The sequence below is a fragment of the Rhizobium rhizoryzae genome (genome assembly GCF_011046895.1).
GTDB lineage: Bacteria > Pseudomonadota > Alphaproteobacteria > Rhizobiales > Rhizobiaceae > Neorhizobium > Neorhizobium rhizoryzae.
On the sequence record NZ_CP049250.1, the window covers coordinates 2,826,026 to 2,845,649 of the forward strand.

The 19,624-nt window shown below is 57.1% G+C and carries 19 protein-coding genes and 1 tRNA gene; 12 read left to right on the top strand and 8 right to left on the bottom strand.

Annotated features, from left to right (window positions below; genetic code table 11):
• Window positions 1-56 precede the first annotated feature (56 nt).
• A complete protein-coding gene (locus tag G6N80_RS19470; RefSeq protein WP_165136171.1) occupies window positions 57-1,025 on the bottom strand; it encodes a LysR family transcriptional regulator in 969 nt (322 codons plus the stop codon).
• Window positions 1,026-1,146: 121 nt separating this feature from the next.
• Here G6N80_RS19470 and G6N80_RS19475 point away from each other — a divergent pair, with 121 nt between their 5' ends.
• Window positions 1,147-1,761, top strand: coding sequence for an FMN-dependent NADH-azoreductase (locus G6N80_RS19475; protein ID WP_062554673.1), 615 nt, complete (start codon window positions 1,147-1,149; stop codon window positions 1,759-1,761).
• Between the two features lie 77 nt (window positions 1,762-1,838).
• Here the strand turns inward: G6N80_RS19475 and G6N80_RS19480 are convergent, their stop codons facing one another.
• On the bottom strand, window positions 1,839-2,162 hold the full coding sequence (locus G6N80_RS19480; RefSeq protein WP_062554674.1) for an HlyU family transcriptional regulator: 324 nt from the start codon (window positions 2,160-2,162) through the stop codon (window positions 1,839-1,841).
• Between the two features lie 71 nt (window positions 2,163-2,233).
• Window positions 2,234-3,484, bottom strand: a complete 1,251-nt coding sequence (gene ilvA, locus G6N80_RS19485; RefSeq protein WP_165136173.1) for a threonine ammonia-lyase — start codon at window positions 3,482-3,484, stop codon at window positions 2,234-2,236.
• A gap of 101 nt (window positions 3,485-3,585) precedes the next feature.
• Here ilvA and G6N80_RS19490 point away from each other — a divergent pair, with 101 nt between their 5' ends.
• On the top strand, window positions 3,586-5,040 hold the full coding sequence (locus G6N80_RS19490) for a TrkH family potassium uptake protein (RefSeq protein WP_165136175.1): 1,455 nt from the start codon (window positions 3,586-3,588) through the stop codon (window positions 5,038-5,040).
• Between the two features lies 1 nt (window position 5,041).
• On the opposite strand, the gene G6N80_RS19495 is transcribed toward G6N80_RS19490, so the two are convergent.
• Both G6N80_RS19495 and G6N80_RS19500 read right to left on the bottom strand, forming a co-directional pair.
• Window positions 5,042-5,476 carry a DUF4174 domain-containing protein gene (locus tag G6N80_RS19495; RefSeq protein WP_165136177.1) on the bottom strand — a complete coding sequence of 145 codons (435 nt, stop codon included), beginning with the start codon at window positions 5,474-5,476 and terminating at the stop codon, window positions 5,042-5,044.
• A 63-nt stretch (window positions 5,477-5,539) separates the two neighbouring features.
• Window positions 5,540-5,624 (bottom strand) — tRNA-Leu (locus G6N80_RS19500).
• A 153-nt stretch (window positions 5,625-5,777) separates the two neighbouring features.
• Between G6N80_RS19500 and G6N80_RS19505 the strand changes: the two genes are divergently transcribed.
• A complete protein-coding gene (locus G6N80_RS19505) occupies window positions 5,778-6,032 on the top strand; it encodes a putative periplasmic lipoprotein (RefSeq protein WP_062554678.1) in 255 nt (84 codons plus the stop codon).
• Window positions 6,033-6,131: 99 nt separating this feature from the next.
• A complete protein-coding gene (locus G6N80_RS19510) occupies window positions 6,132-6,545 on the top strand; it encodes a response regulator (protein ID WP_244484726.1) in 414 nt (137 codons plus the stop codon).
• A gap of 61 nt (window positions 6,546-6,606) precedes the next feature.
• Here G6N80_RS19510 and wrbA read toward each other — a convergent pair whose 3' ends face one another.
• On the bottom strand, window positions 6,607-7,206 hold the full coding sequence (gene wrbA / locus G6N80_RS19515) for an NAD(P)H:quinone oxidoreductase type IV (protein ID WP_062554679.1): 600 nt from the start codon (window positions 7,204-7,206) through the stop codon (window positions 6,607-6,609).
• 229 nt (window positions 7,207-7,435) lie between these two features.
• Here wrbA and G6N80_RS19520 point away from each other — a divergent pair, with 229 nt between their 5' ends.
• From G6N80_RS19520 to G6N80_RS19540, 5 genes are all read left to right on the top strand, one after another.
• A complete protein-coding gene (locus G6N80_RS19520; protein ID WP_165136179.1) occupies window positions 7,436-8,206 on the top strand; it encodes a competence/damage-inducible protein A in 771 nt (256 codons plus the stop codon).
• 110 nt (window positions 8,207-8,316) lie between these two features.
• Window positions 8,317-9,159: a universal stress protein gene (locus G6N80_RS19525; protein WP_062554681.1), complete on the top strand. Its 843-nt coding sequence runs from the start codon at window positions 8,317-8,319 to the stop codon at window positions 9,157-9,159.
• Between the two features lie 157 nt (window positions 9,160-9,316).
• Window positions 9,317-9,814: a xanthine phosphoribosyltransferase gene (gene gpt, locus G6N80_RS19530; RefSeq protein ID WP_165136181.1), complete on the top strand. Its 498-nt coding sequence runs from the start codon at window positions 9,317-9,319 to the stop codon at window positions 9,812-9,814.
• Between the two features lie 108 nt (window positions 9,815-9,922).
• Window positions 9,923-10,360 (top strand): DUF2231 domain-containing protein, encoded by a 438-nt coding sequence (locus G6N80_RS19535; RefSeq protein ID WP_165136184.1) that lies wholly within the window; start codon window positions 9,923-9,925, stop codon window positions 10,358-10,360.
• Window positions 10,357-11,841, top strand: coding sequence for a PQQ-dependent sugar dehydrogenase (locus G6N80_RS19540; RefSeq protein WP_165136187.1), 1,485 nt, complete (start codon window positions 10,357-10,359; stop codon window positions 11,839-11,841). The genes G6N80_RS19535 and G6N80_RS19540 overlap by 4 nt, the downstream gene beginning before the upstream one ends.
• 53 nt (window positions 11,842-11,894) lie before the next feature.
• Here G6N80_RS19540 and G6N80_RS19545 read toward each other — a convergent pair whose 3' ends face one another.
• Window positions 11,895-13,793 (bottom strand): methyl-accepting chemotaxis protein, encoded by a 1,899-nt coding sequence (locus G6N80_RS19545; protein WP_165136190.1) that lies wholly within the window; start codon window positions 13,791-13,793, stop codon window positions 11,895-11,897.
• A 639-nt stretch (window positions 13,794-14,432) separates the two neighbouring features.
• Here G6N80_RS19545 and G6N80_RS19550 point away from each other — a divergent pair.
• The 3 genes from G6N80_RS19550 to G6N80_RS19560 all read left to right on the top strand — a co-directional run bounded on the left by G6N80_RS19550 (window position 14,433) and on the right by G6N80_RS19560 (window position 18,986).
• On the top strand, window positions 14,433-18,248 hold the full coding sequence (locus tag G6N80_RS19550) for a vitamin B12-dependent ribonucleotide reductase (RefSeq protein ID WP_165136193.1): 3,816 nt from the start codon (window positions 14,433-14,435) through the stop codon (window positions 18,246-18,248).
• A gap of 137 nt (window positions 18,249-18,385) precedes the next feature.
• Entirely contained in the window at window positions 18,386-18,658 is a 273-nt protein-coding gene (locus G6N80_RS19555) for a BrnT family toxin (RefSeq protein WP_165136196.1), read from the top strand.
• On the top strand, window positions 18,651-18,986 hold the full coding sequence (locus tag G6N80_RS19560) for a helix-turn-helix domain-containing protein (protein WP_165136199.1): 336 nt from the start codon (window positions 18,651-18,653) through the stop codon (window positions 18,984-18,986). Before G6N80_RS19555 ends, G6N80_RS19560 begins: the two co-directional genes overlap by 8 nt.
• 265 nt (window positions 18,987-19,251) lie before the next feature.
• Here G6N80_RS19560 and G6N80_RS19565 read toward each other — a convergent pair whose 3' ends face one another.
• Window positions 19,252-19,554, bottom strand: a complete 303-nt coding sequence (locus G6N80_RS19565; protein WP_165136202.1) for a hypothetical protein — start codon at window positions 19,552-19,554, stop codon at window positions 19,252-19,254.
• Between the last annotated feature and the right edge of the window lie 70 nt (window positions 19,555-19,624).

Consider the following 19,624-nt stretch of genomic DNA (forward strand, 5'->3'; position numbering starts at 1 on the left):
ATCAGTATTTCTGTCAGTTCCAGAGACGTTACCAACACTATCTTAGAGATCAGCCGTCATTCCGCCGCAACGGAGAGCTTTTCAGTTGGCGGTCTCAGCAGGAGATCGTCGAAATCCTTACGATTGGGGCATCGCCCCAGACGTTCCGCCAAGGCTGCCTTGAGCCAGGTTCCGGCCGGTCCAGGCGGATCTGCCAGACGGTGTACGGCATAAAGCGGATACTCTGTCGTCTCGTAAGCATCAATTTGAAGAGGAATCAGTCGACCTGTCGCGAGATCCTCGCGAATGAGCGAAGCAGGCAGCCCCCCCCAGCCAAGCCCACCCCGAATGAGTTGGTGCTTTGTGGCGATGTCTCCCACTCTCCAGGTCTTGTAGGAGAGGACATTGAAGTCGCGCCCCTGTGTAATGCCTGATGCATCGGTCACAACGAGCTGGGTTTCCTCGCGCACATCACGCCTGTCGAGCCTTCGTCCCAGTTGCGCCAGTTTGTGCTGCGAAGAGGCGACCGGAACCATGAATGAATGGCCGATCTTTTCGACTGCGAGGCTGTCATCCTGCTTCAGCAAGGCCCCGCCAACGCCGAGGCTCGCGCGGCTTGTCGAGACCAGATCCATGACCATGCCCAGCTCACCGGATGTCAGCTTCATCGATACGGACGGAAAGCGCCGCCCAAATTCGGAAAGAGCATCCACCACAGCTTCGATGGGCACCATATTGCTGATGGCAAGCGAGACCTCAGCTTCCAGCCCCTCCTTCAGGGTTTTGGCACGAGAGCGCATCACATTCAGATCCGACACGATCCTGCGGGCGTCGGTCAGCAACGCTTCTCCAGCCTTCGTCAACCGGGTCTGACGGGAGCCGTTTCGCTCGAACAGGCTCACCTCAAGTTGGCTTTCAAGATTGGCGATCGTGTAGCTAACGACGGATTGGGCCCGGTTGAGTTGCTTGGATGCGGCAGAGAAGCTGCCAGTCTGCGCGACTGTCAGAAAAACCTGCAACTGGTCCAGTGTTGGATTAGCATCCATTTTCCCATCCATTTCATCGATAGAAGACTTCGATATTATCGCCATTTTTTCGATGGGCGTCCATCCGTATGTTGCCTCGAAAGCCGGACCCAAGCTGGCCTATCCAAACAGGATTTAAACAATGTCGAACGTACTTCTCATTACTTCGAGCCCCCGCGGCGCAGAATCCGTCTCGTCCAAGGTGGCAACAGACCTTGCTTCTGCCTTGGCGGCGAACTCAGGCGCGCAGATCGTGACCCGTGACCTCGCAGCCTCCCCGATTGCGCACCTCGACACGGTGACAACCAATGCCATCCGCAAGGCTCCAGCCGACCGCAATGCCGAAGAAGCTGCTGCCATCAAGATTTCCGATGAGCTGGTTGCCGAGCTTCAAGCTGCAGACAAGATCGTCATCGGAACCGGGCTGATCAATTTCAACATCTATTCCGGACTGAAGAGCTGGATCGACAACGTCGCTCGCGCCGGTGTCACCTTCAGCTATTCTGCCGAAGGCCCGAAGGGCCACCTGACCGGCAAGAAGGCATACATCGTTCTGGCTTCGGCTGGTGTATATTCCGAAGGTCCGGCAGCACCGCTCAATCACGCCGTACCTTACCTGAAGACGGTTCTTGGCTTCCTTGGCATCACGGATGTGGAAGTTCTGAATGTCGAAGGTCTCGCGTTCGGTCCAGACGCTGTTGCCAAGGCTCTGGCTGCTGCTGAAAGCCGCACCAAGGAACTGGCCGTCGCAGCCTGATACGCGCGTCCCGATAGATCAAACGGAAAAGGCCCGACAGTCCGGGCCTTTTCTGCATTCAAAGAGTTTTGCCGATTTCAGGTTGTGCGTGACTCGGCTCCGTCAGCAAACAGGGACGGTCCGTTCTGATCGATAATCTGGCGTGCTTTCCGGAAGGTGCATTCCAGAGCGTCTTCCTGAGATGTGAACATGTCCGCGCGCACGAAGGTTCTGACGAGGGTCCTGCCTTCAACCTGCTTCTCAATTCTCCCGGCAAGGCGCAGTTGCGACCCTTCACGGATCGGCTCCGCATAGATGGTGCAACCGGCGTGCTCCTGCGGATCGGCTGCAACGGACGCCGTCTTGCTCCCCTCACCTCCGCCAGAAAAAATGCCTGCGATTTTTGAGAAGATTGAGGCCATCCGTGTTTCCTTCGTTGCTCAAGTCTTTGTATCGTTTCGAGGTTGGCACCGTTTGCGAGGCGCCGTTGTCATCATATAATGAGGTTTGCGAGAATTTCATTCTCTGTGATGTCTTCGAAGCCAAGCCCTGCACCGTCAAATCGCTCGATCAAACCGACAAAGTTCTCAGATGCGGTCGTCTCGATGCCGATCAGGATGGAACCAAAGTTGCGCGCGGACTTTTTCAGGTATTCGAAGCGCGCGATATCATCGTCGGGGCCTAGTAGATTCAGGAAATCGCGCAGTGCGCCCGGACGCTGAGGAAGCCGTAGGATGAAGTATTTCTTTAGTCCGGCGTAACGCATTGCGCGCTCTTTCACATCCGGAAGGCGTTCGAAGTCGAAGTTGCCGCCGGAAACGATCGCAACGACCGTTTTTCCTTCGAGCTGTGTCGGATCCATCGCAGCAAGAGCGGCCAGAGAAAGAGCGCCTGCCGGTTCCAGAACAACGCCCTCGATGTTCAGCATATCGATCATAGTCACGCAGATCGCGTTTTCCGGAACGACGATGACCTGCTCTGCCGGAAACTTCTTGAGAGCTTCGAAGTTCAGGTCTCCGATGCGGGCGACAGCTGCACCATCCACAAAGTTATCGACCTTCGAGAGGGTGATCGCCTCCCCGGCCGCAAGGCTTCGCTTGAGGCTTGGCGCACCTGCGGGTTCGACCATGATGAAGGCATCATCGGCCAGTTCTCCCGCGAAGTATTGGGTTATGCCGGACGATAGTCCGCCGCCACCGACCGGCATAACCATCAGATCTGGTTTCATTCCTTCGGGCATCTGCTGCGCAATTTCCGCTGCAACACTCGCCTGGCCTTCGATAATGTCGGAATGATCGAACGGCGGAACCATGGCTCCATCAATCTCTTCGACATAGGTCTTGGCTGCCGCATAACATTGGTCGAAGATATCGCCGATAAGCCTGATCGTGATGAACTCCCCGCCGAACATTCGCGTCTTGTCTATCTTCTGCTGGGGAGTTGTAATCGGCATGAAGACCACGCCCTTGACCCCGAAATGCCTGCAGACGAAGGCAAAACCCTGAGCGTGATTGCCTGCGGACGCGCAGACGAAAACCTTGTCGGTGCCCCCGGTAGCAATCGCTTTCCTGAAAAAGTTGAAGGCACCCCTGATCTTATAGGAGCGGACAGGCGACAGATCTTCCCGTTTCAACAGAATGGTTGCGTTGTAGCGTCGGCTGAGATGCTCGTTCATCTGGAGCGGCGTCTCGGCAAAAATCTGCCGCATCGCCTCCATCGCTTCATCCACATGCACGTTCAACATTGCAATCCATCCGTTGAAATTCCTGAAAGGCCCCGCTATGCCATAGCTTGGACAGAGACACAAAAGCTTCTTTTCAACGGCAAATCAGCAGGATCCGGCGCTTGAACGCAACCCAACTTCGCGCTTCCCTGTATATCGCTGGCCTATGTGGCATTTATCTCGCCGCCGCGATGTTTCTCCCTGCTGCCATCGACCTTTATTATGGCAACAGGGACTGGCAGCTGTTTGCAGCATGTGGCTTCATGGTCGGATCATTCTCCCTGGCATGTACGCTCGCAACACGTGGCTCCACACCAGTCGTTAGCAAGCGCCTCGCATTTTTTATCGTGAACGTGCTTTGGGCACTTTTTTCTCTCGTAGGCGCACTTCCCCTTTATCTGTCACCTTTGGGGCTGACCTTCTCCCAGTCACTTTTTGAATCGATATCGGCGATCACTACCACCGGATCGACCGTTATCGCTGGTCTGGACAACGCGGCTCCGGGCATCCTTTTCTGGCGTTCCCTGCTGCATTGGATGGGCGGCATAGGGATTGTTGCGCTCGGGCTTTTCGTGCTCCCATTCCTCCGAGTGGGCGGAATGTCTTTTTTCAAACTCGAATCGTCCGACACCGGTGACAAGCCATTTGCCAAGCTGGCGACGTTTACCCGCGCATTTTTGGCGGTGTATGTCGGGCTGACCCTGGCATGCACCATTGCCTACGACATGACAGGAATGGGGCATTTCGACGCCTTGAACCATGCTATGGCGACAGTTGCGACTGGAGGCTTCTCAACCCATGACGCCTCTTTTGGCTATTTTCAGAGTCTTCCACTCATGTGGGTTGGCACGGTTTTCATGACAGTGTGCAGCCTTCCCTTTTCCATTATGATTCTTTTTGCGGTTCGTCGCCGCACAGACACGCTCTTCGATCCGCAGGTGGGCTTCTTCCTTGGCTATCTTTGCGTCTTTTCAGGCTTGCTGGGCGTCTACCATCACGTCCACAACGACGTGACCTTACCGGTCGCGTTGACCCATTCTTTCTTCAACATCTCGTCAATACTATCCACAACCGGATTCGCCAGCGAGGACTACACATTGTGGGGCCCTTTCGCTGTTGCTCTGGCTTTATTTGCAACATTCCTGGGCGGGTGCTCCGGTTCAACTGCCGGCGGAATAAAGGCATACAGAGTGCTGATCATAATGAGCGTGATCAACACCGGCTTGAAGAAACTGCTTTACCCGAATGCGATATACCCAGTTCGCTACGGGCGGAAATCCGTCGATCCCGATATCGTAAAGGGTATCTTTCTTTTCGTCAGTCTTTATATGGCGATATGGGTTGCAGGTTCGCTGATCCTGACTCTTCTGGGGTATGACCTGCTGACAGCGATTTCAGCGTCTATCACCTGCCTGTCGAATGTTGGACCCGGGATCGGACACGTGATCGGCCCGGCTGGAAACTTCTCCACGATCTCGGACCCGGCTTTGAACGTCCTTTCTGTCCTTATGCTGCTCGGACGTCTTGAGGTGCTAACGGTTCTCGTCCTGTTTTTGCCCATTTTCTGGAAAAACTAGGTCAACGCATTTCCGACTGCCGCATCGGCATTGCGTCAATCGTGGAAGACAGTTCCGCAGGCGTGATAGGTCTGTTGCTGGACAACTTCGCTCTGCCATCCTTCCCGATCAGGACGGCGCGGAAGCCTCGTCCCTCTGCGCCAAACCGCTTTCTCAGACTGTCGGCGTCGAGCTTCAACTGTGGTTTGTCGATGATGGCTGCGACGTCTGCGACCACTGAAATGATCAGCATATCTCGCTCTGCCACCGATTTCTGTGTGCCTTTCAGAGCACCCATCTGCTGCACATAGTTAGCATCGTCAGATCGGTCGCTGAAAATGACCAGGATCCGGTGGTTCCAACGGAACTGGTTCAATTGGTCAGCGGTAGAATGAGCCATGGTCGCCGTTCCCAACACAGTCATCGTCGCCATGATCCATTTCGAAGCAAAAGACATTGTGGCTCCTCCCTCATTAACAACGCGAGATGGAGCAAAAAGGATCAATATGACCGATAATTTTGGTGCGGACGGCGGGGATCGAACCCGCACAGATTGCTCCGAGAGATTTTAAGTCTCTTGCGTCTACCAGTTTCGCCACGTCCGCGTGCACAGCCTTCATCAAGGCGTTCGCCAAAAAATGCAAGTCCATCCGTGGGCAAATTTGAAGACGTGCGTTGAACTTCTATTGATGCATATGCTTCCCAACTGGCTGGTCGCGTCCCATATCCGTTGAAAGAGCGACCGGAGCCCAACGACCATGAAAGCACTTTCTGCCGCCATTCTTGGAAGCCTGTTTCTTGCTGGCTGCGCAAGCACAGAGATCGCGCCCATACCGGGAAGCATAACTTACAACGGTCAGCCGCAAACCAAACTGACGCGATCCCCGATTGGCAGCACGTTTTCCCACGACTTCTACGACGGTACGCGTGTCGTGGAAGAAACCTACCAGATACAGCCAGACCGTAGCCTCAAGATCGTTCGCAGAGAGTACCGGTCGATATTTCCAGACTGATCGGTTCCGACGTCTTCAATTTATTTAGTCACCACTAAAATACTTTCTTGCCGATGTGGGGATCAACCCTATCTTATCGGGATCACAGAGGTTTTAGTAGTGAAGCATCGTTTTCTGATCGTAGAGGACAGCCTTCTGATCGCGATGGATCTGGAAGAGGCCATTTCGCGCAGCGGGCACGAGGTCATCGGCATCGCGCCAGATATGACCGTCGCGCTCAATTATGCCCGAGAAGCGGACATAGCATTTGTCGATGTACGGCTTGCCGATGGCGAGACCGGCCCCGAGCTTGCCCGGCTGCTGACCGGACGCGGCCTGACGGTCATTTTCGTAACCGGAAATCCGATGCTTGTCGAAGGGCGCGATGCCGGGGCTCTGGGCGTCATCGCCAAACCGCTCACACAGCAGGCTGCGGCGGATGTCATTCAGTTCGTCGTCGACTGGAAAGGCGGGAAACAAAGAAGACCTCCCGCACGCCTGAGGCTGTTTCGCCCGTTTTCTCCTGCCGCCTGAGACGGCAAAGGGCGCGGACTAATGATCCCGCGCCCCTCTTGCACATGAACTGCTCGGTCAATCAGCCAGCGAGCTTCGTCGCAATCTTGGCCACATGCGCCCCTTGGTAGCGTGCGCCTTCCAGCTCGATTTCCGAGGGCTGACGGGAACCGTCGCCATCCGTAATCGTGGATGCGCCATAAGGTGAGCCACCCTTGACCTGTTCGACGCCCATCTGGCCCTGGAATGCATAGGGAAGCCCTGCGACGACCATGCCATGGTGCAGAAAGGTCGGGATGAACGACAGGATCGTTGACTCCTGGCCACCATGCTGCGTGGCTGTGGATGTGAAGACCGATCCGACCTTGCCTACCAGCTTGCCCTGGAACCACAGACCACCGGTCTGGTCCCAGAAGTTGCGCATCTGCGAAGCTACCGTGCCGAAACGCGTGCCTGCGCCAACGATGATGGCGTCGTACTCTGTGAGATCGTCAACCTTGGCGACTGCTGCTGGTTGGTCCATCTTGTAGTGAGAAGCCTTGGCGACGTCTTCCGGAACCAGTTCCGGCACGCGCAGGACGGTCACCTCGGCGCCGGCCGATCTTGCGCCCTCTGCAACGGCATATGCCATGGTTTCGATATGACCATACGTCGAGTGGTAGAGTACGAGAACCTTAGCCATTCATTCCTCCTGTTTCGGCTCCAACAATTGGAGCGCGTCTGGTAGCTGCATACTTATCCGCGCAAATACTAACTTCCAGCCTCCAGGCGCGGTACGCACTGTTCAATAATCGAATACGGAAGATCTGTTGTGATCATAATTTCGTAACAATGGAAGCTGGAATTCGTCTTCTGTCGCGAGGGGAATCCGCATACATCATGATTCAGTCGCAGACTTCACGAGGGCTAAAATGACATCGACGATCGTAACCGCGGCCATTCTGGCCATAGGCGACGAGCTTCTTTCAGGGCGGACGAAGGACAAGAACATTGGTCACCTTGCCGATGTCCTTCTCCTTTCCGGCATTGACCTCAAGGAAGTGCGAATCGTGGCAGACGAGCAGGACGCCATCGTCGAAGCGCTCAATGCGCTGCGCAAGCGTTACACCTATGTCTTCACCTCCGGTGGCATTGGCCCGACACATGACGACATCACGGCAGATGCCGTGTCGGCAGCATTCGGTTTGACTTGCGAACACGATGCTGAAGCAATGCGCCTGCTGGCGGAAATGTACAAGCGGCGGGAGATGGAGTTCACCGAGGCGCGTCAGCGGATGGCGCGTATGCCGAAGGGGGCGCGTCACATCGCGAACCCCGTCTCCACCGCACCGGGCTTCATCGTGGACAACGTCTATGTGATGGCAGGGGTGCCGCAGGTATTTCAGGCCATGGTGGATAACATCCTGCCAGAGCTTCAAAAAGGGTCGCACTTGCTGACGCGCTCGCTGCCGTGCCCCTATGGAGAGGGAGATATCGGCACACTGCTTGGCGCAATCCAGAAGGCTCATCCAGAAACGAGCATCGGCTCCTATCCCAAGTATGACGGTCAGCGCTTCTCCACGGAACTCGTTGTCAGAGCGCGAGATGAAGCAAAGCTCGACGCTGCCGCGAACGCGATTTCTGACATGATCCGCGGGCTCGATGCGGCACGTGCAGGCAGCAATCCAGGGCCCGAAGCCTGACCCAAGGTCGAACCTCCCCCAAAAGGCTTCTTGACCCATCTCAATGCAAGGACCATCTCCTTTGATGATGGTGGGATACATCTATCCCACCCTGCCGAGGAGATCAGACAATGAGCTATCGGACCATTCTTGCAGTTCTGGACAGCGAGCATAACGTCGCTCCCGTCACCGAGTTTGCCATTCAGCTGGCGCGCCAGTTTTCCGCGCACATCATGGCACTTCGAGCCGAGACTCTCGCGACAATCCCTCTGATCGCGCCGATGGAAATTCCGGATCCGACAGCGATTGAGACCTTGCAGCGAGCGGCGCAGGAAGAGACCCGGAAGATTGAGGCGGCATTTCGCCAGCGCGCCGAATCCTCCGGCGTCCCCTTCGAATTCAGATCTTACGTCTCGACAGGTGGAACTTCCTCCGAAGCAGTTCTCGAACTTGCCCGCACCTGTGACCTGATCGTTGCTCGACAGAATGACGCCAAAGCGGAAGCAGACAATAGCTCCGACCTCGAGACCTTCATCCTTGAAAGTGGGCGTCCTGTTCTGCTTCTTCCGCATGGTTCAAACCGCTCGCTTCCCGTCCGCCGCGCGCTCATCGCCTGGAACGGATCGAAGGAGGCGGCTCGTGCCGCATTCGATGCATTGCCGTTTCTTCAACAAGCGGAAAGCGTTGAGATCTTTTCCGTCGATCCGCCGGATATGCCACGTCAGAATCCGGAACTGGCCGGTGCCGACCTCGCCACTGCGCTTGCACGGCATGGCGTCAAGGTGAGCATTCGCACCGAAGAGAACTGCCAAACCTCCACGTCTGAAGCCATCACGGCCCGTCTTGCAGACGAGAGCGTCGACCTGCTGATCATGGGGGGCTATGGACATTCCCGTTGGTGGGAGATGTTGTTTGGCGGCGTCACGCGCTCTCTTCTGACCTCGATGACCGCGTTTACGCTTCTTTCGCGATGAACTCGATCCACATAAACTCGTCTTCCATCCATCTTGCCTAATTGTAGGAATTAAAGCTAATAGCAACGGCCAACGGAGCAGCTTTTATCGGTTGCTCCGCAGGCTGCCCGTTCCCATTCGGCGCCTGTCAAACTCAAGCGCGCCCGGAGCGAACCATATGTCTCTTCCTGATAAAGCCTTCCCCGTTTCCTGGGACCAGTTCCACCGTGATGCCCGCGCGCTTGCATGGCGTCTGGCAGGATCAGGACAGGAGTTCCGCGCAATCGTCTGCATCACACGTGGTGGCCTCGTGCCCGCAGCGATCATTTCGCGCGAACTGAACATCCGCCTGATTGATACCGTTTGCGTCGCCTCCTACCATGACTATGTCAATCAGGGCGAAATGAACCTGCTGAAAGGTATTGATGCCAGCCTGATGGTCGATGGCGGCAAAGGCGTTCTCGTCGTGGACGACCTGACGGATACCGGCAAGACTGCCTCGGAGGTCCGCACCCTGATGCCGAATGCACACTTCGCCTGCGTTTATGCAAAGCCGAAGGGAGTGCCGACCGTCGATACCTTCATCACCGAAGTCAGCCAGGACACGTGGATTTACTTCCCTTGGGACATGGGCTTCACTTATCAGGAGCCGATTGCCAAGGGGCACAAGGGCTGAAAATCGACAGACTTTGCGACCCGGCATAGACCGGGTCGTCTTTTTCTTAGGGAACGAATTCGTGACTGGTGCGTAGTGGGCATGCGAGTCCCAGAACGAGTGCGCCCCATGACCACGTCCCAGCGTTTGCCTCGGAGAGGCACCCGACTATCCAGTCTTTTTCTTCCCTTTCCGTTTGTCAGCTTCGTTCTGACGCTCTTTACCGACGTCTTGTTCTGGCGCACCGGCAACCTGATGTGGCAGAATTTTTCCGCGTGGTTGCTTCTGGCGGGGGCGATGTTTGGTGGCATCGCCATCGTTCTGGGTCTGATCGATTTTCTTCGTCCCTCCACGCGCTATCAAATGGGCGGAGGCGCCGCGGCGGTGGGATTTCTTATCATGTGGAGCCTCGGCATCCTCAATAATTTCGTCCATGCTGGCGATGGCTGGACAGCCGTGTTCCCAATGGGAATCATTCTCTCAGCGGTCACGGCTGTCGTGGCCCTGATCACGTTCGGGCTTGCAACGGCTCATCACAGCCGCAGGGAATGGAAGGTGATCGCATGATGCGCCCGCCATTTTCCAAGACGCTCCTTGCTGCTACGGCCTTGCTTGCGCTTGCTGCCTGTAGCGACGGTGACGATGCAAGTTTTGACGTATCACAGCAAATCGGGCCGAATCCTGTCCTGCCGGAACCGAGCCAATATCTTCTGCCGGATTTGAAAGTTGCATCCGTCATCGGCTGGAAGGACGGAGAAGCGCCGAAGGCACCAGATGGCTTCACTGTCACCGCCTATGCCAAGGACCTTGCGAACCCGCGCACCGTGCATACTCTCCCCAATGGCGATGTACTGGTAGTTCAGAGCAAAGCGCCACCGGGTGAGCCAACCTCGAGACCGAAAGACTTCATACGCGGCTTCATCATGTCGATCGCCCATGGCGACACGGGTGGGCCAAAGAAGAAGAGCAATCTGATCACGCTCCTGCGCGATACCAATCGCGACGGCCAAGTGGACGAGCGGATCGATCTCCTGACCGATCTCAACTCCCCGTTCGGCGTGGCATGGTTCGACAACACCCTCTATGTTGCGACGACAGATGCAATCCTCGCCTATCCTTACCGACCGGGCGATACGCAAATCAGTACTACGCCGCGCGTGCTGACGCCGCTGCCGGGTGGTCCGATTGATCATCACTGGACTAAGGATCTAGCCGCCTCCCCGGACGGAAAATGGCTCTATGTGTCGGTCGGGTCCAATTCGAACATTGTTGAAAACGGCATCGAAGCCGAGAAGGGCCGCGCCGCGATCTGGCAGGTGGACCGTCTAACCGGAGCAGCGCGTGTTTTTGCATCGGGCCTGCGCAACCCCAATGGGCTGAGCATCAATCCGGCCAATGGCGAGTTATGGACCGTTGTCAACGAGCGGGATGAACTGGGGCCCAATCTGGTTCCGGACTACATGACGTCCGTCAAGGATGGCGGATTCTATGGCTGGCCTTGGAGTTACTACGGACAGCACGTCGACAAACGGGTTCACCCGCCGCGCCCGGACATGGTGAAGCAAGCCATAGCACCGGATTACGCCCTCTCCAGCCACGTGGCGGCTCTTGGCCTGACATTCTCCATGGGTTCTGCTTTGCCTCCTCCGTACACCACTGGAGCATTCGTGGGAGAGCACGGAAGCTGGAACCGCGATCATTTCAACGGCTATAAAGTCGTGTACGTACCGTTCGAAAACGGGAAACCGAATGGCAAAGCCCAGGACTTCCTCACCGGGTTTCTGTCAGGGGATAATGCAAAAGGCAGGCCGGTGGGCGTGGGGATAGACGGGACCGGAGCGCTTCTGGTCGCCGATGATGCGGGTAACACGGTATGGCGTGTAGCAGCTTCCAACGGTGCCAAGACGGACCAACCGCTCGGGACAGACCAGATGCCTACCGGATCAACGGCGTCATCCCAGCAGGCGCCAGCAGCAGCCGGCTCCATCACCAACCCTCCGGCCCAGACCCAGATTGCACCCGCTACCGAACAACCGGTCCAAAGATAGTGAATGAGGTGCCGAGAAGTATCGGCACCTCACGTTACGTCAGTATTTGTATCTCACGCAGCGGAACGATAGGCTTGTGCCGAACCGCTGACACGGAAGTGCGACAGCAGATCAGTCAATTGCCTGCTTTCGTTGGCGAGTACCTGACTGGAGGCAGTCGTCTCCTCGACCATGGCAGCGTTCTGCTGGGTCATCTGGTCCATGTGATTGACGGAAGTATTGATCTCTCCCAGGGCCGCCGACTGTTCCGTCGCTGCACGAGCGATCATGGAAACCTGTTCGTTGACGTGATGAACGAGATCCTCGATTTCCTTCAGCGCTTCGCCAGTAGAGAGCACCAGCTTCACCCCGCCCTGCACTTCCTGAGCAGAGTTGTTGATCAGGGATTTGATTTCCTTCGCGGCGTTCGCCGAACGTTGCGCGAGTTCACGGACCTCCTGAGCAACAACGGCAAAACCGCGCCCCGCCTCACCGGCACGGGCTGCTTCCACACCGGCATTCAGCGCGAGCAGGTTCGTCTGGAAGGCGATCTCGTCGATAACCGAGATGATCTGGCTGATCTTCTGCGATGACTGCTCGATACGCTCCATCGCGTCGATTGCGTCGCGAACGATGCCGCCGGAACGACCTGCGCTTTCCTTCGTCGCGGCCACCATTCGGGTTGCCTCGTTTGCGCGCTGGGTAGAGGTCTTGACCGTGGTCGTGATTTCCTCAAGCGCTGCGGCGGTTTCTTCGAGAGCTGCGGCCTGCTGTTCCGTTCTGCGGGCTAGCTGGTTCGATGCGGCGGAAAGCTCGCCAGAGCTATCGGTGATCGTCCCGGCTGCCGCACGAACATTGTCCATGGTCGACCTCAGCGAGGCCATCGTCGCATTGACGTTCGATTGGAGTTCGGCAAAGGCACCCTGGAAATGCCCCTGCATGTCCTGGGTCAGATCCTGATCGGCAAGGGCAGCGATAACGCGACGGACCTCGTTGATGCCACGGTCAACATTCTCGACCAGTTCGTTGACACCAGAGGCGAAGCGCGTGAGGTCGGCATCTTCGTAGGTCTTGGTAATTCGCTGGCTGAAGTCGCCAGCGGCGGCGGCGGCAACAATGCCGCTGATCGATTGCTGCAAATCCTTGCTCTGGCGATTGAGCGCCTGCTCCTGCGCCTCCATTTCGCGCATGTGCAATTCGTTGGCCCGGAAGATCTCCAGCGCTCTCGCCATTTCGCCGATTTCGTCTGCGCGGTCCGTATCAATCACCACATTGCGGACATTGCCGTTGGCCATTTCGGTCATGACCGCCGTCAAGCTGCGGATTGGCGCCGAGATGCCGCGTCGAGCCACCAGGAAGCTGATGGCGATACCGAGACCAATGCAGACGAGCGCAGTCGCCAGCAGGATCGTCATGGTCATGCGTGAGTCCGCCAGCGCATCGGCGCGTGCCGTTGCCAGAGTGTTGGAGGAATAGGTGCTGTAGACCTTTACTGCCGCAGTCACGGCCTTTTGCCCGTCGAGAGCCTTGTCGAGAGCCGCGCGCAGCACGGCGGGGTTCTTGCCTTGCTCCGAGCCCGCGATCTTCACCATCGCGCGGATGCTGTCGAAATAAGAGGCGAGTGATGTGCGAACATCTGCCAGCTGCTTCTGCTCTTCCGCGTCTGCGGTCGCTGCAATCTTCGGCAGACGGTCCAGCATTTCCTTTGCGCGCTTTTCAGTCTCGGCTGCGAAATCCGCTGCCTTTTCCGGCGCCATGGCGAGCTGATAGGTCATGCGGCTGATGGCGATGATATCAACACGCAGATCCATTGCCTCGCGCGCAACCTCTTCACGGGCGCCTGTGTTTTTCAGCGAAGACCCCAGCACGCTCAGCCCCTGCGCACCCACACCAGCAATCACGACAGCAGACAGGCTCATCAGCGTCATGACGACGCCAACCTTTTTCAGGATTGAGAAATTCTTGATATTCACGAGAGACCCCCGACGGCAGACAGACGCGTCAGCAGGCGCGTCTATTCGAATTTTCCGAAAATCTAATCCAGGAAAGTTAAAATTGTGCGGTTGTCAGTTTTCCCGCCATTTTCAAGGGCATGTATCGGTCAAGTGATTTTTCGCCTTACGGTGCAGCTTTTGCACTTCCGCCTGCAAGTTGTTGACTTCACTAAGTGATTCGCTTGTCCCCAGTTTCCACAGGCAAGCACCACAATATCTTGTGGTTAAAAATCCATTGCGAACGAGACCTTGACGGAATCACACATTCGAACAAGATAGCGTCTATGTTGCGGCGGCGACTGAACCGGGCATGACGAGGCCGGTTCTAACAGAACGAAACCCTGTATCCTGCAGGCATGAAACGGGCAAAACATCACTGTTTTCCCCGGCAGGATTTTTGTGCCGTTTCGTCTGATTTCTTCCGTGACATGGGGTGGTGGAAAACTGCTTTTACGCTATATTTAGTGTTTGCAGCCAAACTCGCCACAAGATACAGGTCGACCATCTACGGATGATTTACCATTCGGACTGAGATAGGGCACGGCTGCCGGTGTTGACCCAACGGCTGCCGCAGGGACTTTCTGCGCCTGAGCGGGGCGCATAACAAGGACGAGAGACATGCGCATTGAACGTCGTTTCACGAAGCCAGGCGTTGGCGCCTATGCGGAAATCGAATTCCGCAAGGCCACGAGTGAGATCCGCAATCCGGACGGTTCCATCGTGTTCCGTCTTGCGGATATTGATGTGCCCGCACAGTTCAGCCAGGTTGCGACAGACGTTCTGGCGCAGAAGTATTTCCGCAAGGCCGGCGTGCCGAAGATCCTCAAGAAGGTTGAAGAGAATGACGTTCCTTCCTTCCTTTGGCGTTCGGTGGCGGACGAAAAGGCGCTGAAGGAACTGCCGGAAGGCGAACGTTACGGTTCTGAAGTCGATGCGCGCCAAGTCTTCGACCGCCTTGCAGGCACCTGGACTTACTGGGGCTGGAAGGGCGGCTATTTCTCGTCTGAAGAAGATGCAGCGGCATTCCGTGATGAACTGGCCTACATGCTGGCCACGCAGCGCGTCGCCCCCAACTCCCCGCAATGGTTCAACACCGGCCTGCACTGGGCCTATGGCATCGATGGTCCGGGTCAAGGCCACTTTTATGTCGATCCCTTCACAGGCAAGCTGACGAAGTCGAAGTCGTCCTACGAACACCCGCAGCCGCATGCCTGCTTCATCCAGTCCGTTGAGGACGATCTCGTCAACGAAGGCGGCATCATGGACCTGTGGGTTCGTGAAGCACGCCTGTTCAAGTATGGCTCCGGCACCGGTTCCAACTTCTCCTATCTGCGTGGCGAAGGCGAAAAGCTTTCGGGCGGCGGCCGCTCGTCCGGCCTCATGAGCTTCCTTAAGATCGGTGACCGTGCGGCGGGTGCCATCAAGTCCGGCGGCACGACACGCCGCGCGGCCAAGATGGTGGTTGTTGACATCGATCATCCGGATATCGAGGAATACATCGACTGGAAGGTGAAGGAAGAGCAGAAGGTTGCGGCGCTCGTGACCGGCTCCAAGGTCGTCTCCAAGCACCTGAAGGCCATCATGAAGGCCTGCGTGAATTGTGAGGCTGACGGCGACGATTGCTTCGACCCGACCAAGAACCCTGCCCTGAAGCGCGAAATCCGCGCTGCCAAGAAGGATCAGGTTCCGGAAAACTACGTCAAGCGCGTCATCCAGTTCGCACGCCAAGGTTACAAGGATCTTGAGTTCAAGACCTATGACACGGACTGGGATTCGGAAGCCTATCTGACGGTTGCGGGCCAGAACTCCAACAACTCCGTTTCGCTGAAGGATGACTTCCTGCGCGCTGTTGAAAACGACGGCACCTGGAACCTCACCGCCCGCAAGGACGGCAAGGTCATGAAGACGCTGAAGGCGCGTGATCTGTGGGAGAAGATTTCCTACGCGGCTTGGGCGTCTGCCGATCCGGGCCTGCACTTCAACACCACCATGAACGACTGGCACACCTGCCCGGCGGCTGGCCCGATCCGCGCATCCAACCCGTGCTCGGAATACATGTTCCTGGATGATACGGCGTGCAACCTCGCCTCTCTGAACCTGCTGCAGTTCAAGGATGCCAAGACAAAGCGCATCAACATCGCGGACTACGAACATTCCTGCCGCCTATGGACGGTGGTTCTCGAAATCTCCGTGATGATGGCGCAGTTCCCGTCGCGTCAGATTGCAGAACTTTCCTACCAGTACCGCACGCTGGGCCTCGGTTACGCAAACATCGGCGGTCTGCTGATGTCTTCCGGCATTCCGTATGACTCGGCTGAAGGCCGTGCCATTGCCGGTTCGCTGACCGCGATCATGACCGGTGTTGCCTATGCGACGTCCGCCGAAATCGCCTCCGAACTCGGCCCCTTCCCCGGCTTTGCTCCGAACCGCGAAAACATGCTGCGCGTCATGCGCAACCATCGTCGTGCGGCCTATGGCGAAGCAACCGGCTATGAGGGCCTGTCCGTCAACCCGGTTCCGCTGACCCATTCGGAAAATCCGGATCAGGATCTGGTTGCCCATGCCAAGGCTGCCTGGGACAAGGCGCTGGAGCTTGGTGAAAAGCACGGCTACCGCAATGCCCAGACGACCGTCATCGCGCCGACCGGCACGATTGGCCTCGTCATGGATTGCGATACGACCGGTATCGAGCCGGACTTTGCTCTGGTGAAGTTCAAGAAGCTGGCCGGTGGCGGCTACTTCAAGATCATCAACGGTGCCGTTCCGGAAGCTCTGCGCACGCTGGGTTACTCGGAAAGCCAGATTGCCGAAATCGAAGCCTATGCAGTTGGCCACGGCAACCTCAACCAGGCGCCGGGCGTCAACCCTTCGACGCTGCGTGCCAAGGGCTTCACCGATGAGAAGATCGAAGCCGTCAACGGTGCGCTGAAGGCTGCCTTCGACATCAAGTTCGTCTTCAACCAGTGGACGCTCGGTGCGGACTTCCTCAAGGACACCCTCAAGGTTTCCGATGAGCAGCTTTCCGACATGAGCTTCAACCTTCTGGAGCATCTCGGCTTTGCGAAGAAGGACATCGAAGCGGCAAACGTGCATGTTTGCGGCGCAATGACGCTGGAAGGCGCACCGTTCCTGAAGGCAGAGCATCTGCCGGTGTTCGATTGCGCCAATCCTTGCGGCAAGATCGGCAAGCGTTACCTCTCCGTGGAATCCCACATCCGCATGATGGCGGCTGCACAGCCCTTCATTTCCGGGGCGATTTCCAAGACGATCAACATGCCGAACGAGGCAACCGTCGAGGATTGCGGTAGCGCCTACATGCTCTCCTGGAAGCTGGCGCTGAAGGCCAACGCGCTGTATCGCGATGGTTCCAAGCTGTCCCAGCCGCTCAACGCCTCGCTGATCGAAGACGAGGATGATGAGGATGCAGTCGAAGACTTCATCCAGGCACCGGCAGCGGCGCAGGCCGTTCAGGTGACCGAGAAGATCATCGAGCGCGTTATCGAACGTGTCACCCGCGAGCGTGAGAAGCTGCCGAACCGCCGTCAGGGTTACACCCAGAAGGCCAATGTCGGCGGACACAAGGTGTATCTGCGCACCGGCGAATTCGGTGACGGTCGCATCGGCGAAATCTTCATCGATATGCACAAGGAAGGCGCTGCTTTCCGTGCGATGATGAACAACTTTGCCATCGCAATCTCGCTGGGTCTGCAGTACGGCGTGCCGCTGGAAGAATATGTGGAGGCCTTCACCTTCACCAAGTTCGAACCGGCTGGCATCGTGACCGGCAACGACGCGATCAAGAACGCCACGTCGATCCTCGACTACGTGTTCCGCGAACTCGCCGTGTCCTATCTTGGCCGTCACGATCTGGCGCATGTCGATACGTCGGACTTCTCCAACACCGCACTCGGCAAAGGCATTCAGGAAGGCAAGACCAACCTCGTTTCCACCGGCTGGACCCGTGGCCACAAGCCAACGCTGGTTTCCAGCAGCAGCCTGGACCGCGCTGGTTCGGAACCGAAGGGTTCTGCCACTGCGGCACCGGCCAAGGCTTCCGGCGCTGGCAACGTAACCGCCTTTGCAGGCTCTGCCGCCCGCAAGCTGGAAGCAACGGTTGCCATCTCGACCTCGGAAGTCGTTTCCTTCAAGCGCGATTATGAAGAGCGCGCCAAGGAACTGGCGGAAGAGATTGCCGAGGAAGCGGTGGCCGATGAAGGCCAGCAGGCTGCGACCGCCCTCTTCTCCGACAAGGCAGCCGCCGACGCGGCAACAGCCAAAACGGAAGCGAAGAAGGTGGAAGCCGAACGCCGTATGCGCTCCATCGCACAGGGCTATACCGGCAACATGTGCACCGAGTGCCAGAACTTCACCATGGTGCGCAACGGCACCTGCGAGAAGTGCGACACGTGCGGCGCCACGAGCGGTTGCTCTTGATAGTTGCATTCAGTTGCGGTAGCAATAGCGGCTCGGAGGCAACTCCGGGCCGTTTTTATTTAGTAAAAAAACAAGATCGAGCTTCTCGCTCGCGCATATTTTCAGTTTAAATTTCTACTGGCAGCCCGTAGTTACTAATGCTATATTTTGAATGGGATGATGCAAAAGCCGCAAGCAATCTCGCCAAGCACAGAGTGAGCTTCACTGATGCATGTCAGGATTTCAACGATCCATGGGCCGTTGAAAAGGAAGAGCGGTCACTGAACTACGGGGAAGTCCGGCGGCGAATTGTTGGTATTGGCAACCGTATTTTTCTTACAGTCGTTTATACGGAATGTGACGAAATTATACGCCTTGTTTCTGCACGACGATCGACACGGGCAGAGCGCCGGGAGTACGAAAATGGCTAACGATAAACGGGATCAAACCGACTGGGCTTACCTAGCGGCCATGACCGACGAGGAAGCGGAAGCCAATGCGCTTGCCGACCCCGATAATCCGCCGATGACGCAAGAAGAGTTGCGGGCCGCGCAGCGCAGGCCGCAGGTGAAAGTCATGCGGCGCGCATTGAGGCTTACCCAGGAAGAATTTGCCGAACGCTATCAGATCCCGCTGGGCACATTGCGGGATTGGGAACAGGGCCGCTCAGTGCCAGACCAGACGGCGCAGGCCTATTTGAGGGTCATCGCGAAAAATCCGGTCGGTACTGCAGAGGCGCTGGCTAAGAGTGCTGTGTAAGTCGCTCCGCAAGACACGCGACGTGCCGCTTCACCCCCCTCTGTCCTGCCGGACATCTCCCCCTCAAGGGGGGAGATCGATTCGCGGCGAAGCCCAACGCACTCTTCTGGTTATCCGCAAGAGGCAATCTCCAGTTTACGCGACTGCCGAGCGGTAACGTCTGGCCGATCTCCCCCCTTGAGGGGAAGATGTCCGGCAGGACAGAGGGGGGTGAGCCACGGATACAAGTTTGCGTTCTGCAACTGAACTGTCCGCCTCAGCATGATCAGGATGGGTCCCCGAAACTGGATAGTCTGGCAGGTGGCACGGCGAGCATTTGCGGCTCACGGCCCTGGGCTTGCGTGAGCGCTTCGAAATCCGCGTGATCGAGAACGAGCGCCGGCTGGCGATCCTGTCGTGCGGGTGGCGTGGGTAATGTGAGCTTGATCCGAAGACGCAGGGTCCAGATCGCCAACCCCAGCAAGCCCAGCACAAATACCGGCGGCACAAGCAGCCACAGGGCTTTGATGGCATCTGGAGACGCGCGAAACGTGGCCAGTAGATCGGCCCAGACATTATAGTCCTGCATGAGGCAAGCCGCCCTGCTCTGTTGCGAGTTCAAACCGAACGGACAACGGCACACCAGCAGGCGCAACGTG

Bases quoted from the DNA above. Each gene is read 5' to 3' on its own strand.
- G6N80_RS19470 (WP_165136171.1), bottom strand. From the start codon at position 1,025: ATGGATGCTAATCCAACACTGGACCAGTTGCAGGTTTTTCTGACAGTC.
- G6N80_RS19475 (WP_062554673.1), top strand. From the start codon at position 1,147: ATGTCGAACGTACTTCTCATTACTTCGAGCCCCCGCGGCGCAGAATCC.
- G6N80_RS19480 (WP_062554674.1), bottom strand. From the start codon at position 2,162: ATGGCCTCAATCTTCTCAAAAATCGCAGGCATTTTTTCTGGCGGAGGT.
- ilvA (WP_165136173.1), bottom strand. From the start codon at position 3,484: ATGTTGAACGTGCATGTGGATGAAGCGATGGAGGCGATGCGGCAGATT.
- G6N80_RS19495 (WP_165136177.1), bottom strand. From the start codon at position 5,476: ATGTCTTTTGCTTCGAAATGGATCATGGCGACGATGACTGTGTTGGGA.
- G6N80_RS19505 (WP_062554678.1), top strand. From the start codon at position 5,778: ATGAAAGCACTTTCTGCCGCCATTCTTGGAAGCCTGTTTCTTGCTGGC.
- wrbA (WP_062554679.1), bottom strand. From the start codon at position 7,206: ATGGCTAAGGTTCTCGTACTCTACCACTCGACGTATGGTCATATCGAA.
- G6N80_RS19520 (WP_165136179.1), top strand. From the start codon at position 7,436: ATGACATCGACGATCGTAACCGCGGCCATTCTGGCCATAGGCGACGAG.
- G6N80_RS19525 (WP_062554681.1), top strand. From the start codon at position 8,317: ATGAGCTATCGGACCATTCTTGCAGTTCTGGACAGCGAGCATAACGTC.
- gpt (WP_165136181.1), top strand. From the start codon at position 9,317: ATGTCTCTTCCTGATAAAGCCTTCCCCGTTTCCTGGGACCAGTTCCAC.
- G6N80_RS19535 (WP_165136184.1), top strand. From the start codon at position 9,923: ATGACCACGTCCCAGCGTTTGCCTCGGAGAGGCACCCGACTATCCAGT.
- G6N80_RS19540 (WP_165136187.1), top strand. From the start codon at position 10,357: ATGATGCGCCCGCCATTTTCCAAGACGCTCCTTGCTGCTACGGCCTTG.
- G6N80_RS19550 (WP_165136193.1), top strand. From the start codon at position 14,433: ATGCGCATTGAACGTCGTTTCACGAAGCCAGGCGTTGGCGCCTATGCG.
- G6N80_RS19555 (WP_165136196.1), top strand. From the start codon at position 18,386: ATGCTATATTTTGAATGGGATGATGCAAAAGCCGCAAGCAATCTCGCC.
- G6N80_RS19560 (WP_165136199.1), top strand. From the start codon at position 18,651: ATGGCTAACGATAAACGGGATCAAACCGACTGGGCTTACCTAGCGGCC.
- G6N80_RS19565 (WP_165136202.1), bottom strand. From the start codon at position 19,554: ATGCAGGACTATAATGTCTGGGCCGATCTACTGGCCACGTTTCGCGCG.